At 67.2% G+C, this 14461-nt stretch carries 13 protein-coding genes; 7 read left to right on the top strand and 6 right to left on the bottom strand.

Annotated features, from left to right (window positions below; translation table 11 throughout):
* Window positions 1-39: 39 nt before the first annotated feature.
* Both CFB81_RS10720 and CFB81_RS10715 read right to left on the bottom strand, forming a co-directional pair.
* The gene (locus tag CFB81_RS10720; protein WP_069617716.1) at window positions 40-1662 is read right to left on the bottom strand and encodes an NAD(P)/FAD-dependent oxidoreductase; all 1623 of its coding nucleotides are present in this window, start codon (window positions 1660-1662) and stop codon (window positions 40-42) included.
* Between the two features lie 304 nt (window positions 1663-1966).
* Entirely contained in the window at window positions 1967-2770 is an 804-nt protein-coding gene (locus tag CFB81_RS10715; protein WP_059608913.1) for an inositol monophosphatase family protein, read from the bottom strand.
* 281 nt (window positions 2771-3051) lie between these two features.
* Between CFB81_RS10715 and CFB81_RS10710 the strand changes: the two genes are divergently transcribed.
* Both CFB81_RS10710 and cysE read left to right on the top strand, forming a co-directional pair.
* The gene (locus tag CFB81_RS10710; RefSeq protein WP_089435255.1) at window positions 3052-3876 is read left to right on the top strand and encodes an RNA methyltransferase; all 825 of its coding nucleotides are present in this window, start codon (window positions 3052-3054) and stop codon (window positions 3874-3876) included.
* Window positions 3877-4177: 301 nt separating this feature from the next.
* Window positions 4178-4951 (top strand): serine O-acetyltransferase, encoded by a 774-nt coding sequence (gene cysE, locus CFB81_RS10705; RefSeq protein ID WP_027784824.1) that lies wholly within the window; start codon window positions 4178-4180, stop codon window positions 4949-4951.
* Between the two features lie 52 nt (window positions 4952-5003).
* On the opposite strand, the gene CFB81_RS10700 is transcribed toward cysE, so the two are convergent.
* The 4 genes from CFB81_RS10700 to CFB81_RS10685 form a co-directional block, all read right to left on the bottom strand.
* Window positions 5004-5804, bottom strand: a complete 801-nt coding sequence (locus tag CFB81_RS10700) for a UDP-2,3-diacylglucosamine diphosphatase (protein WP_089435254.1) — start codon at window positions 5802-5804, stop codon at window positions 5004-5006.
* 27 nt (window positions 5805-5831) lie between these two features.
* Complete coding sequence (locus CFB81_RS10695) at window positions 5832-6323, bottom strand: peptidylprolyl isomerase (protein WP_006478428.1); 492 nt, start codon at window positions 6321-6323, stop codon at window positions 5832-5834.
* Window positions 6324-6411: 88 nt separating this feature from the next.
* On the bottom strand, window positions 6412-6987 hold the full coding sequence (locus CFB81_RS10690; protein WP_006484003.1) for a peptidylprolyl isomerase: 576 nt from the start codon (window positions 6985-6987) through the stop codon (window positions 6412-6414).
* 39 nt (window positions 6988-7026) lie between these two features.
* Window positions 7027-7749 carry a tetratricopeptide repeat protein gene (locus CFB81_RS10685; RefSeq protein ID WP_084044165.1) on the bottom strand — a complete coding sequence of 241 codons (723 nt, stop codon included), beginning with the start codon at window positions 7747-7749 and terminating at the stop codon, window positions 7027-7029.
* Between the two features lie 234 nt (window positions 7750-7983).
* Here CFB81_RS10685 and cysS point away from each other — a divergent pair, with 234 nt between their 5' ends.
* From cysS to CFB81_RS10650, 5 genes are all read left to right on the top strand, one after another.
* The gene (gene cysS, locus CFB81_RS10675) at window positions 7984-9381 is read left to right on the top strand and encodes a cysteine--tRNA ligase (RefSeq protein WP_069617712.1); all 1398 of its coding nucleotides are present in this window, start codon (window positions 7984-7986) and stop codon (window positions 9379-9381) included.
* 43 nt (window positions 9382-9424) lie between these two features.
* Window positions 9425-10252: a DNA-3-methyladenine glycosylase gene (locus CFB81_RS10670; RefSeq protein WP_050012971.1), complete on the top strand. Its 828-nt coding sequence runs from the start codon at window positions 9425-9427 to the stop codon at window positions 10250-10252.
* Between the two features lie 103 nt (window positions 10253-10355).
* Window positions 10356-11327, top strand: coding sequence for an acetyl-CoA carboxylase carboxyltransferase subunit alpha (locus CFB81_RS10665; RefSeq protein ID WP_089435253.1), 972 nt, complete (start codon window positions 10356-10358; stop codon window positions 11325-11327).
* 46 nt (window positions 11328-11373) lie between these two features.
* Window positions 11374-12795: a tRNA lysidine(34) synthetase TilS gene (tilS, locus tag CFB81_RS10660; protein ID WP_089435373.1), complete on the top strand. Its 1422-nt coding sequence runs from the start codon at window positions 11374-11376 to the stop codon at window positions 12793-12795.
* A gap of 342 nt (window positions 12796-13137) precedes the next feature.
* Window positions 13138-14391 carry an aspartate kinase gene (locus tag CFB81_RS10650; RefSeq protein ID WP_069617711.1) on the top strand — a complete coding sequence of 418 codons (1254 nt, stop codon included), beginning with the start codon at window positions 13138-13140 and terminating at the stop codon, window positions 14389-14391.
* Window positions 14392-14461 lie beyond the last annotated feature (70 nt).

Genomic DNA, 14461 nt, shown 5'->3' with positions numbered 1-14461 from the left:
CGGGCTTGCGAGCCTGCGCACCCCGGCCCGTACCGCCGATCAGGACGCGTGCCCCGACGTCAGGCTGAGCGCCACCGCCTGCGCGACTTCGATGCCGTCGATCGCGGCCGAATAGATGCCGCCCGCATACCCGGCGCCTTCGCCGGCCGGATACAGGCCTTCGACGTTCATGCTCTGGTAGTCGTCCTTGCGTCGAATCCGGATCGGCGACGACGTGCGCGTCTCCACGCCGGTCAGCACGGCGTCGTGCATCGCGAAGCCGGCGATCTTCTTGTCGATCTCCGGCAGCGCTTCGCGAATCGCTTCGATCACGTAGTCGGGCAGCGCGGTGCCGAGATCGGTCGGATTCACGCCGGGCTTGTACGACGGCTCCACGGAACCCAGCGACGTCGACGGCCGGCCCGCGATGAAATCGCCGACCAGCTGGCCCGGCGCGCGGTAGTCGCCGCCGCCGAGTTCGAACGCGCGCTCTTCCCATTTGCGCTGGAACGCGATGCCGGCGAGCGGGCCGCCCGGATAGTCGTCCGGCGTGATGCCGACGACGATGCCCGCGTTCGCATTGCGCTCGGCGCGGGAATACTGGCTCATCCCGTTGGTGACCACGCGGCCCGGCTCCGAGGTCGCGGCGACCACCGTGCCGCCCGGGCACATGCAGAAGCTGTAGACCGCGCGCCCGTTGCTTGCGTGGTGGACCACCTTGTAGTCGGCCGCGCCGAGCTGCTTGTGGCCCGCGAACTTGCCGAAGCGGCTGCGATCGATCAGCCCTTGCGGATGCTCGATACGGAAACCCAGCGAGAACGGCTTGGCCTCGATGTAGACGCCGCGGTCGTGCAGCATCTGGAACGTGTCGCGCGCGCTGTGACCCACGGCCAGCACCACGCGGTCGCACCGCAGCGTTTCCCCGTTCGACAGCTTGAGCGCGCGCACCTTGCCCTGATCGATTTCGATGTCGTCGACGCGGGTTTCGAAACGCACTTCGCCGCCGAGTTCGTGGATCGACGCGCGCATTTTTTCCACCATGCTGACGAGGCGGAACGTGCCGATGTGCGGGCGGCTCAGATACAGGATGTCCTCGGGCGCGCCGGCCTTGACGAATTCGTCCAGCACCTTGCGGCCATAGTGGTTCGGATCCTTGATCTGGCTGTACAGCTTGCCGTCGGAAAACGTCCCCGCGCCGCCTTCGCCGAACTGCACGTTGGATTCGGGATTGAGCACGCTCTTGCGCCACAGGCCGAAGGTGTCCTTGGTGCGCTCGCGCACGGCCTTGCCGCGTTCGAGAATGATCGGGCGGAACCCCATCTGCGCGAGGATCAGCCCCGCGAACAGCCCGCACGGCCCCATGCCGATGACGACCGGGCGCAGGAAATCGGCGTGCTCGGGCGCCTTCGTGACGAAGTGGTACGTCATGTCGGGCGTCACGCCGCAATGCGGCTTGCCGGCGATGCGCTGGAGCGCGGCCGCTTCGTCGCTGACTTCGACGTCGACGATATACGTGAGCTTGATGTCGGCGCGCTTGCGCGCGTCGTGCGCGCGGCGGAACACGGTGTAACGGAGCAACCCGTCTGGCGCCACGCCAAGCTCCGCGAGGCGCGCGCGAATCGCGGCCTCGAGCGCGCTCTCGGGGTGGTCGAGGGGGAGTTTAATTTCGCTTAGCCGTAACATGATGACTCGGATGCGATTGCCACGGCGCCGTGGCGATGTTGATACAGGTGGGGCCGGCACGCCGGCGGCGTCGTTCGCCGCGCGGGCATGCCGGACGCAAACCCTGCGCTGTCGTTGCGGGACAAGCGGCGCGAGCGGCAGTACGCCGACTCGAACGCGCAACGCGAGCAACTTCAGGATAGGCGCACGAAGCGGCCCGCGTGCGCGGATGATTGTCCCCCGTGTCGGGCGATCGGCGCGCCGTCATGACGATGCCGTGCGAGCGGTTTGCGCGAAAGCCGCGCCACGCGGGCGCGGCGCGGGCTTACTCCGCTGCCGGATGCACGCGGCTGTAGCGGTTCAGGATCGGGATCATCTGCGCGTAGATCTTCGGGTTCGCGGCCACGATCTCGTGGCGATGCAGGAAATCGGCGTCGCCCGTGTAGTTGCCGACGAGACCGCCGGCCTCGGTGATCAGCAGGCTGCCCGCCGCCATGTCCCACACGTTGATGCCTTGCTCGAAGAACGCGTCGAGGCGGCCGGCCGCGACGTTCGCGAGGTCGAGCGCCGCCGCGCCCGGGCGGCGCAGGCCCGTGCAGGCCTGCGTCATTTCGGTGAAGAGGCGCGCGTACGCGTCGAGGCCGTCCTTCTCGCGGAACGGAAAGCCGGTGCCGACCAGCGCGTCCGACAGGCGGTCGCGGCGGCCCACGCGGATGCGGCGATCGTTCAGGTACGCGCCGCGGCCGCGGGTGGCCGTGAACAGGTCGTTCTTGTTCGGATCGTAGACGACGGCCTGCGTGACGACGCCCTTGTGCTCGAGCGCGATCGATACGCAGTAGTACGGGAAGCCGTGGATGAAGTTGGTCGTGCCGTCAAGCGGATCGATGATCCACTTGAATTCGGATTCGTTCTCCGATTCGCCCGACTCTTCCGCGAGGATCGCGTGGTCGGGGTAGGCGGTCTTCAGCGTCTCGATGATCGCGTCTTCGGCGGCCTTGTCCACTTCGGTGACGAAGTCGTTCTGCTGCTTCTTGCGGATCTCGATCAGGTCGAGATCGAGCGACGCGCGATTGATGATCTGTCCGGCGCGGCGCGCAGCCTTGACAGCAATGTTGAGCATGGGATGCATGAGCCTGGATCCTGTAGCCGGCGGCACGGGCCGCCACGAAGTGGGACAACCGCCCGGAACGGCGCAAGCGTGCCGGGGCGAGGTGAGACGCGAATTGACAAAGAGCGGGGTACGACCCGCGCTGCGCCGAGCGCAACGCGTAAAGGCATGATTTTACCCGATTTTCGGCGGTTTCAGGCGATCGGCATGCGGGGAAACCCCCACTGGCCGTCCGGACGAGTGGGTTTGCGCGGGCGATGGCGATACCATACGGCCATTCTGATGAACCGAGTCGTATCGTAGTGGAAACCCCGCAGAACACTGCCGCGCCGTCCGAATCGGGCGCGGCCTCGTCCGCGCCGCCGTCCGGCGGCTTCACGTCCACCCGCTTCGTGCTCGTCGAGCCGAGCCATCCCGGTAACGTCGGGGCGGCGGCCCGTGCGCTGAAGACGATGGGCTTCTCGCGCCTCGTGCTGGTTGCGCCGCGCGTGCCGCACGTGCAGAGCGACCCCGACGCGATCGCGATGGCCAGCGGCGCGGACGACGTCCTCGCGTCCGCGCACGTCGTGCCGACGCTCGGCGAAGCGCTGTCCGGCGTGCACTGGTCGATCGCGCTGACCGCGCGCACGCGCGAGTACGGGCCGCCGCGCCTCGCACCGCGCGCGGCCGCCGCGCAGGCGAGCGCGCAGGTCGGCGCGGGCGACATCGCGCTCGTGTTCGGCAACGAGCGCACCGGTCTCGCGAACGAGCATGTCGAGCAGTGCAGCGCGCTCGCGCACATTCCGGCCAATCCGGCCTACAGTTCGCTGAATCTCGCGCAGGCCGTGCAGGTGCTCGCGTACGAGTTGCGCGTCGCGTTTCTCGAGCAAGCGAGCGAGCCGTCGGCGCAGCCGCAGGCCGAAGTCGGCACGCCCGCGCAGAGCGACGAGATCGAGCGGATGTACGTGCACCTCGAGAACGCATTGATCGCGCTCGACTTCCTCGATCCGCGCAATCCGAAGAAGCTGATGCCGCGGCTGCGGCGCCTGTTCGCGCGCACGGGCCTCGAGCGCGAGGAGGTCAACATCCTGCGCGGCGTCGCGAAGCACATCCTGCTGAAGTCGGGCAAGCCGGGCGGCGACGCGTAAGCGGCCGGCGCCCCGATTGCCGGGCGCGGGGCGGTCCGCTGGATGCGGCGCGTGGCCGGCAGGCCATGCGTTAGCCAGCCGAGCCGTCGAACCGGCTGTTTCTCCCCGTCGATCGGCCCCGGAAACCCCGTCGCAACAAGCGTCCCGGCCGAATACCCGCGCCGACGGCGGGGTGAACGCGCGGCCGCGTGCGGCCGGGCGCGACTGGCCCTACAATCGCCGGACGTCATAAGCAAATGACCCGGCGCGATAACGGCCGGCATTGCCGGCGATGCGCGCCGGCCTTTTCCCAGATCACATCATGTTCACGAGACTGCGCGAAGACGTTGCAACGATTCGCGAGCGGGATCCCGCCGCTCGCAGTGCGTGGGAAGTGCTGACCTGTTATCCGGGGCTGCATGCGCTCGTCCTGCACCGTTTCGCGCACGCATGCTGGCGCGCGAAACGCTACTGGCTCGCGCGGTTCGCGTCGCAGGCGGGCCGGTTCCTGACGGGCATCGAGATCCATCCCGGCGCGACGATCGGCCGGCGCGTGTTCATCGATCACGGCATGGGCGTCGTGATTGGCGAGACGGCGATCATCGGCGACGACTGCACGATCTATCAGGGCGTGACGCTGGGCGGCACGTCGCTCACGCGCGGCGCGAAGCGCCACCCGACGCTGGAAGCCGGCGTGATCGTCGGCGCCGGCGCGAAGGTGCTCGGCGGTTTCACGGTGGGCGCGGGCGCGAAGATCGGCTCGAACGCGGTGGTCGTCAAGCCGGTGCCGGCGGGCGGCACCGCGGTCGGCAATCCGGCGCGCATCGTGATGCCGGCGCAGCCGAAGCCGCAGCCCGAGCGTGCGGCGTTCTGCGCGTACGGGATCACGCCGAACGCAGACGATCCGATGTCGCTCGCGATCCACGGGCTGATCGATCACGCGGCGAAGGAAAGCCGCCGCGTCGACGAAATCGTCGCGGCGCTCGAGCGGCTCGGCACGCATCTGGAAACGCTGCAGGGCGCCGACGCGGCGCGCCTCGACCTGCGCAGGCTGTCGGCGGTGCTGGAAGGCAAGACGGTCGAACGCCAGATGTAACGAACGCGATCCACGCCGATCGCTGCCGGTCGGTGCGACGGCAGCGGCGGCGTCAGTCGAGCGGCATCGCGTGGATGCCTTCCGCGTCGACGCGCAGGTAGCCGCCGCGTCGCGTGCCGTGATCGAGATCCCAGTCGGGCAGTACCCAGCGGATCCCGCCCGGTTCCGCGTGGCGCGCGGGGCGGTGCGTGTGGCCGTGAATGATCACGCTCGCGCGACTTTTCCGGAACAGCGCGGCCACGCCTTCCCGCGTGACGTCGTAGACGGCCGAAGCAGGGCGCATCCGGCCCGCTTCACTGGTCGAGCGCATGCGCTGCGCGAGCGCGCGGCGCCAGCGGAACGGCCACGCGAGAAACAGCCATTGCGCGACGCGGTTACGCGCGAAGCGGCGGAACACCTGGTAGCCGCGGTCGGCCGTGCATTGCGCGTCGCCGTGCGCGAGCACGATGCGCTGGCCGAATGCGATGATCAGCGAAGGGTCGGGCAGCAGCATCGCGCCGGCCGCCTTCATGAAGCGCCGGCCGAGCAGGAAATCGCGGTTGCCGTGCATCACGTAGAGCGCGATGCCGCGTTCCGAGAACGTGTGCATCAGCGCGGCCATGCGCGCGGCGAACGGATCGTCGTCGAGGATGTCGTCGCCGATCCAGTATTCGAACAAGTCGCCGAGGATGAACACCGAGTCGGCGCTGTCGGCCGTGTATTTCACGAAATGCTCGAACGCGGCGACCGTATTCGGAATCGCCTCGCTCAGGTGCAGATCGGACAGAAACAGGAACGGGCGTGCGGCTTGCGCGTATTCGCGCTCGCCCGGCACGCCCGCGGAGACGCTTCGCGGCGGACTCTCCTGCAACATCGAAGTGCCTCCGTAACGGCTGGTGCGTCAGACCACCACGGCCTTTTCGATCACGACGTCGTCGGTCGGCACGTCCTGGTGGAAGCCGGCGTTGCCCGTCTTGACGCCCTTGATCTTGTCGACCACGTCCTGGCCTTCGACGACCTTGCCGAACACCGCGTAGCCCCAGCCTTGCGGCGTCGGCGACGAGTGGTTCAGGAAGTCGTTGTCGTTCACGTTGATGAAGAACTGGGCGGTCGCCGAGTGCGGATCGTTCGTGCGCGCCATCGCGACCGTGTAGTTGTCGTTCTTCAGGCCGTTGTTCGCCTCGTTGTCGATCGGCGCGTCGGTCGGCTTCTGCTTCAGGCCCGGCTCGAAGCCGCCGCCCTGGATCATGAAGCCGTTGATCACGCGATGGAACACGGTGCCGTCGTAATGGCCCTTCTTCACGTAGTTCAGGAAGTTCTCGACCGTCTTCGGTGCCTTCGCGGCGTCGAGTTCGAGCTTGATCACGCCGTGGTTCGTATGCAGTTCAACCATGATGAATTCCTTCGGTAAGGCGGTTTAAATGGCACGCGGCCGGTCGTGCGACGCGGCCGCGTGTGGCGCCGGACGTGCCGGCAGGTTCTTACTTCGAGACGATGCTCGCCGATTCGATCACGACCGGTTGCGCCGGCACGTCCTGCATCGGCCCGCGCGAGGTCGTCGCCACGCCTTCGATCTTCTTCACGACGTCGAGGCCCGACACGACCTTGCCGAACACCGCATAGCCGTTGCCGTCCGGGTTCGGGTAGTCGAGGCCGCTGTTGTCGACCGTGTTGATGAAGAACTGCGCGGTGGCCGAATTCGGATCGCTCGTGCGGGCCATCGCGATCGTGCCCGTCAGGTTCTTCAGACCATTGCGGCTTTCCAGCGGGATCGGCGCGCGGGTCGGCTTTTCCTCGAAGTTGGTCTTGTAGCCGCCGCCCTGGATCATGAAGCCCTTGATCACGCGATGGAAGATCGTGCCGTTGTACTGGCCGGCCTTCACGTAATCGAGGAAGTTGGCGACCGACTTCGGCGCCTTCTCCGGATAGAGCTCGACGCGGATGTCGCCCTGCGAGGTCTTGAGCTGCACGACGGGGTGCGCGGTGGCCGTTTGCGCGAACGCGGGCGCGGTCGCGAGAAGGGCGGCGCCGCCAAGCGCCAGCAACAGACGTTTCATTGCGATCCTCAGGTTGGGAGGGAAGGAGGGCCGCGCCGCTTATTTCGACGGCGCGACGTACGGTGCCGCCAGTGCGCCCGACGGACCGCTGAACTGGAACGTCGGCGACATCGGCAGCGTGGTGGTGCTCACGTTCGCGGCGGCGCGATCGGTGTAGTCGCGCGTGGCCGGCGTCGTCGCGCGGGCGTTCGGCGCGGCTTTCGACGGCGACACGATCTTCTGCAGATCGGCGAGGCGCTGCGCGGTCGCGCCGCTCGTGCGGCCGAGCGATTGCGCGCGCTTGTACGATTCGGCCGCGAGGCGCAGGTACAGATCGCCGAGGTTCTCGTACGCGAGCGAGTAGCTCGGGTTCGATTGCGTCGCGGTGACGAGCGCGGTGCGCGCTTCATCGTAGCGGCCGTGCTTCGCGTAGAGCGCCGCGAGGTTGTTGTAGGGCTCGGGCAGTTCGGGGTAGGCCTGCGTGATCGCGACGAACTGCTGGATCGCGTCGTCGTCGCGGTTCAGGCGGGCCAGCACGGTGCCGCGCTTGAACTGCGCCTGCACGTCGCGCGGGTTCGACGCGATGCGCGCGTCGAGCTGCGCGAGCGCCTGCTTCCACTGCTTGCCGGCGATCGACGCATCGACTTCTGGCGTGCCGTCGGCGACCGCCGGGGCCTTTTGCGCATGTGCCGCGGGCGCCGCGAAAAGCGTCAGCGCGACGCCCATGACGGTGGTCGCAACGAGGGTCGCAGCGCTCGGCGCGCGGCCGCGATGAGGTTTCATAGGCGTAAATCGGAATGTTATACTCCGAGCCATTCTAACAAAACGTCTGCGCGTTCCGGCGAGCGGCAGACAGTCTTTCTTAGCCTCTCGTGGCCGTCACCGCTGTGCTTGCAGCCTGACCGCCCCATGTGATATCGAGGACGCGCGGCCTGGCGCCGCAGCAGATGGTCCGTCCGTTTCACATGCTGGGCGAGCTTCGCCAGGGCGGTTTCCTTCGGCTCACGGTTCATCTCTATGGAATCACTGCGCATCTACAACACGCTCGCGCGTGACAAGCAAGTTTTCGTGCCGCGCCAGCCCGGCGAAGTGCGGATGTACGTATGCGGGATCACCGTCTACGACTATTGTCACGTGGGCCACGCGCGCATGCTGGTCGTGTTCGACCTCGTCCAGCGCTGGCTGCGTGCGATCGGCTATCGGGTCACGTACGTGCGCAACATCACCGACATCGAGGACAAGATCATCCGCCGCGCGGTCGAGAACGGCGAGACGATCAAGTCGCTGACCGACCGCTTCATCGGCGCGATGCACGAGGATGAAACCGCGCTCGGCATCCAGCGGCCCGACATCGAGCCGCGCGCGACGCAGTTCATCCCGCAGATGCTCGGCATGATCGAGACGCTCGAGGCGAACGGCTACGCGTACCAGGCGACCGACGGCGACGTCAATTACTCGGTGCGCAAGTTCGCGAACTACGGGAAGCTGTCGGGCAAGTCGCTCGACGATCTCCGTGCGGGCGAGCGCGTCGCCGCGAACGATGCGAAGCAGGATCCGCTCGACTTCGTGCTGTGGAAGCGCGCGAAGGCGGACGAGCCGGAAGGCGCGTCGTGGGCGTCGAAGTACGGGATGGGTCGCCCGGGCTGGCACATCGAGTGCTCGGCGATGGGCTGCTCGCTGCTCGGCAATCATTTCGACATCCACGGCGGCGGGCAGGATCTGCAATTCCCGCACCACGAGAACGAGATCGCGCAGAGCGAAGGCGCGACCGGCGAGACGTTCGTCAATTACTGGATGCACAACGGCTTTGTGCAGGTCGACAACGAGAAGATGTCGAAATCGCTCGGCAACTTCTTCACGATCCGCGAAGTGCTCGAGCGTTACGACGCGGAAGTCATGCGCTTCTTCATCGTGCGCACGCACTACCGTTCGCCGCTGAATTACAGCGACGTGCATCTCGACGATGCGCGCGCGTCGCTCACGCGTCTGTACACCGCGCTGAAGGATGTCGAGCCCGACACGCTCGCGCTCGACTGGAGCGAGCCGCACGCGCAGCGTTTCGCGGCCGCGATGAACGACGATTTCAACACGCCGGTCGCGGTGGCGACGCTGTTCGAGCTGGCGGGGGAAGTCAACCGCACGCGCGATGCGTCGCTCGCGCGGCAACTGAAACAGCTGGCGGGCCTGCTCGGCCTGCTGGGCCGCGAACCGCGCGCGTTCCTGCAGCAGGCGTCCGGCGCCGCACAGGCGGGCGGGCTCGCGGCCGACGAGATCGAAGCGAAGATCGCCGCGCGCGTCGCGGCGAAGCAAGCGAAGGACTATGCCGAAGCGGACCGGATCCGGGCGGAACTGCTCGAAGCCGGCATCGCACTTGAAGACAAACCGGGCGGATCGACCGAATGGCGTCGCGTATGAGCGCGGCGCGTTCCACTGACCGATCCGTCAGGTAGGAGGCAAGATGGCAACGGCCAGAAAAGCGCCGGTCAGGCGCGCGACTCCGGTCGCCGCGCGTCCGGCAGCCAAGCGCGTCCCGGCGACGAAGGCGGACGCGACGCGCGCCGTGCCGAACGGCGCGCTGAACGGTCATGCGCAGCCGGCAGCCGCGCTGCCGGCCGCCGACGCGGCCCGCAAGACACGGGCGTCCGAAGCGGACGGCGAGGAAGTCGTCGTGCGTCCCGCCTATTGGGACAAGGCGTGCGCGGACCTCGTCAAGCGCGACCGGATCCTGAAGAAACTGATTCCGAAGTTCGGTCCCGCGCATCTCGTGAAGCGCGGCGATCCGTTCGTCACGCTCGCGCGCTCGGTCGTCGGCCAGCAGATTTCGGTGCCGTCCGCGCAGTCGCTGTGGGCGCGCATCGAGGACGCCTGTCCGAAGCTCGCGCCGCAACCGGTGATCCGGCTCGGTGCGGACAAGCTGATCGCGTGCGGGTTGTCCAAGCGCAAGACGGAATACATCCTCGATCTCGCGCAGCATTTCGTGTCGGGGGCGCTGCACGTCGACAAATGGATGTCGATGGACGACGAGGACGTGATCGCGGAACTCACGCAGATCCGCGGCATCAGCCGCTGGACGGCCGAGATGTTCCTGATCTTCAACCTGTCGCGGCCCGACGTGCTGCCGCTCGACGACCCGGGCCTGATCCGTGCGATCAGCGTCAATTACTTCAGCGGCGAACCCGTCACGCGCAGCGAGGCGCGCGAGGTTGCGGCCAACTGGGAGCCGTGGCGCACCGTCGCGACCTGGTACATGTGGCGCAGCCTCGATGCGCCCGACGCCGACGCCTGAGCGCCGGCTATCGGGTTTTAAACATCAATAGTTGAGAGCCGGTTTTGAGCGTCGCCCGCGCGGGTAGAATACGCGCTGCCGCAAGACCCAAGGATTCGAACACATGAAGACCACATTTCTGGATTTCGAACAGCCGATCGCCGAACTCGAGGCCAAGATCGAAGAGCTGCGATTCGTGCAGGACGACTCGGCTGTCGATATTTCGGAAGAAATCGAGCGGCTGTCGAAGAAAAGCCAGCAACTGACGAAAGACCTCTACGCGAACCTGTCGCCGTGGCAGGTTTCGCAGATCGCGCGGCATCCGCAGCGGCCGTACACGCTCGATTACGTCGCGGAACTGTTTACCGATTTTCACGAGCTGCATGGCGATCGCGCGTTCGCGGACGACCTGTCGATCGTCGGCGGTCTCGCGCGCTTCGGCGGCCATCCGTGCATGGTGATCGGTCACCAGAAGGGGCGCGACACGAAGGAGCGCGCCGCGCGCAACTTCGGGATGCCGCGTCCGGAGGGCTATCGCAAGGCCGAACGCCTGATGCGTCTGGCCGAGAAGTTCGGGCTGCCGATCTTCACGTTCGTCGACACGCCGGGCGCGTACCCGGGCATCGGCGCGGAAGAGCGCGGCCAGTCGGAGGCGATCGGCCGCAACCTGTACGTGATGGCCGAGCTGAAGACGCCGATCATCACGACGGTGATCGGCGAGGGCGGTTCGGGCGGCGCGCTGGCGATCGCCGTGGCCGACACCGTGATGATGCTGCAGTTCTCGACCTACTCGGTGATCTCGCCGGAAGGCTGCGCGTCGATCCTGTGGAAGAGCGCCGCGAAGGCGCCGGAAGCCGCGGAAGCGCTGGGCCTGACCGCGCACCGCCTGAAGGCGCTCGGCCTGATCGACAAGATCATCAACGAGCCGCTCGGCGGCGCGCACCGCGATCCGAAGGGCATGGCCGCGCTGCTGCGCCGTGCGTTGGCCGATTCGCTGCGCCAGTTCCAGGGCATGGGCATCGATGCGCTGCGCGAGCGCCGCTTCGAGCGCCTGATGGCCTACGGCAAGTTCAAGGAAACCACGCCGGGCGCATGACCGGCCGTGTATGCAATGCGCGCGCCGCTGCGCGCGCGTCCCGCTCGTGATCCCGCCCACCGAATTCTCCGCCGACCGCGTCGTACTCGACGCGGTCGGCGTTGCGCTTTCCGGCCTGCCGCCGGATGCGCGCATTGCGATCGCGTACAGCGGCGGCCTCGATTCGACCGTGCTGCTCGATGCGGCCGTGCGCGTCGCGGGCGCATCGCGCTGCGTCGCGCTGCACGTGCATCACGGCCTGAGCGCGAACGCCGATGCGTGGGTCGCGCATGCCGAAGGGCAGGCGGCGCGGCTCGGCGTCGCATTCGAATCGATGCGCGTCGACGTGCCGCGCGACAGCGGGCTCGGTGTCGAGGCGACGGCGCGCGAGCGTCGCTACGCGGCGCTCGACGAGATGGGCGGGCGCCACGGCGTGGCGGCGCTGTGGCTCGCGCAACATGCGGATGACCAGGCCGAGACGGTGCTGCTGCAACTGCTGCGCGGGGCGGGAATCGCGGGGCTCGCCGCGATGGCCCCGCGTTATCGCCCCGACGGCGTGAACATCGACCGTGTGCGTCCGTTACTGAGACTGTTGCGCGCGCAACTTGAGCGCTATGCGGAGCAGCACGCGCTCGTGTGGATCGACGACGAATCGAACGGCGATACGCGCTATGCGCGCAATGCGCTGCGCGTCGACGTGCTGCCGGCGCTGGCCGTGCATTTCCCGGGCTTTCGCGACGCGCTCGGTCGCGCGGCCCAGCATGCGGCGGCCGCTCAGCGGCTGCTCGACGATCTGGCCGAGCTGGATTTCGCCGTCGCCGCGCGCGATGACGGTCAGGCGCTGTCGCGCGACGCGCTGATCGGCTTCGACGACACGCGTGGCGCGAACCTGCTGCGCTTCTGGATGCGCCGGCTGGGTTTGCCGGGCGCGTCGGCGGCCCGGCTCGCGAACATGATGCGGCAACTGCGCGCGGCGCACGACGCGCATGCGCTGCGCGTCGATCATGCGGGGCAGTGCCTGCGGCTCTATCGCGATGTCGTCTACTGGGAAGCGGGCGACAGCAGCGAGCCGGCCGACGACGGCACGGGCGCACCGCAACCGGAGGCGGCACTCGCATGGGACGGACAGGACGTGTGGCACCTGCCGGGATGGCGCGGCACGTTCGTGTTCGCGCCCGCCGACGCGGGCAGCGCCGATGCGGTGCCGGAGGGGGTGCTGCGCGGTGCGCGGCTGGCGGCGCGCGCGCGGGCCGGCGGCGAACGGATGCGCACGTCGCCGGGCGGGCCCGGCCGGACGCTGAAGAACCTGTTCCAGGAGCGCGGCGTGCCGGCCTGGCAGCGCGACGTGCCGCTGCTGTTCGCGGGCGACCGGCTGATCTACGTGCCGCGGTTGGGCGTCAATCGCGACATGGGCGAGACTGCCGACGCGGCGCCCGCCACCGCCGCATGGCGCCGAATCGAATGGCGTCCCGACCTGCTGATCGCATAGCGGCGGCGGGTGACTGGCGGCGCGATGGCGTGCTCATTTTCACCATTCGGTAAACAGCGCCGGAACGGCCGGCGACACGGCGCGCGGCTTGTCAAGTGGGCGTCTATCGGGTACGCTCGGTCGTTTGCTCGGCTCGATTTTTGAGCGTTTTGTGCAGGTTTCCCGCGTGACGTACCCGGTTTGCGCGGCCTGATCGGCCTTCCGGGCAAAATCCGTCACGCTTGCGTGTTGCGTCCCAGCCGTTCCCCTCGTCGTCCGTCCACAGCCACAAGCCGCGTGACCGAACGGCAACGCGGCCTGCCCAGCGCGCCCGTGCGGCTTCTCCTCCAGTTCAGAACGACAATGGCACTCATCGTACACAAATACGGCGGCACTTCGATGGGCTCGGTCGAGCGCATCAAGAACGTCGCGAAACGCGTCGCAAAATGGCATCAGGCCGGGCACCAGATGGTGGTCGTGCCTTCGGCGATGTCCGGCGAAACCAACCGTCTGCTCGGTCTTGCGAAAGAGATTTCGAGCCAGCCGAGCCCGCGTGAGCTCGACATGATCGCGTCGACCGGCGAGCAGGTCAGCGTCGGCCTGCTGTCGATCGCGCTGCAGGAAATCGGTGTCGAGGCCGTGAGCTATGCCGGCTGGCAAGTGCCGATCAAGACGGACAGCGCGTTTACGAAGGCACGCATTCACTCGATCGACGACGAGCGCGTGAAGGCCGACCTGAACGCGGGCAAGGTCGTGATCATCACCGGCTTCCAGGGCGTCGATCCGGACGGTCACATCACGACGTTGGGCCGCGGCGGCTCGGACACGTCGGCGGTAGCGGTGGCCGCTGCGCTGGGCGCCGAAGAGTGCCTGATCTATACCGACGTCGACGGCGTCTACACGACCGACCCGCGCGTCGTCGAAGAGGCGCGCCGCCTCGACCGCGTGACGTTCGAGGAGATGCTGGAAATGGCCAGCCTCGGCTCGAAGGTCCTGCAGATCCGCTCGGTCGAATTCGCCGGCAAATACCAGGTGAAGACGCGTGTGCTGTCGAGCCTGACCGATCCGCTGATTGCGCTCGACGAAGAAATGCGCTCGGGCACCCTGATTACTTTTGAAGAAGACGAGACCATGGAAAAGGCAGTCATTTCCGGCATCGCGTTCCAGCGCGACGAAGCACGCATTGCGGTGATGGGCGTGCCCGACAAGCCGGGCATCGCATATCAGATCCTCGGCCCGGTGGCCGATGCGAACGTCGACGTCGACATGATCATCCAGAACCAGAGCGTCGAAGGCAAAACCGACTTCACGTTCACGGTCGGTCGCGGCGACTACCAGAAGGCGATGGACATCCTCACCAACCAGGTGCAGGGCCATGTGAGCGCCGAGCGCGTGCAGGGCGACCCGAAGGTGTCGAAGGTGTCGGTCGTCGGCGTCGGCATGCGTTCGCACGTGGGCGTCGCGAGCAAGATGTTCCGCACGCTGTCGGAAGAGGGCATCAACATCCAGATGATCTCGACGTCCGAAATCAAGATTTCGGTGCTGATCGACGAGAAATACATGGAGCTGGCCGTCCGCGCGCTGCACAAGGTGTTCGAACTCGACCAGGCATCGTGAATTTTTCGTGATGCATTGAAGAAAATGCATCACGGAAATTGACGCACGGTTCGAAACCCTATATTATTTC

This window comes from Burkholderia sp. AU28863 (genome assembly GCF_002223195.1).
GTDB classification, from domain to species: Bacteria; Pseudomonadota; Gammaproteobacteria; order Burkholderiales; family Burkholderiaceae; genus Burkholderia; species Burkholderia sola.
The sequence above is the reverse complement of the archived record's forward strand: the minus strand, read 5'-3'. Positions and strand labels throughout refer to the sequence as shown.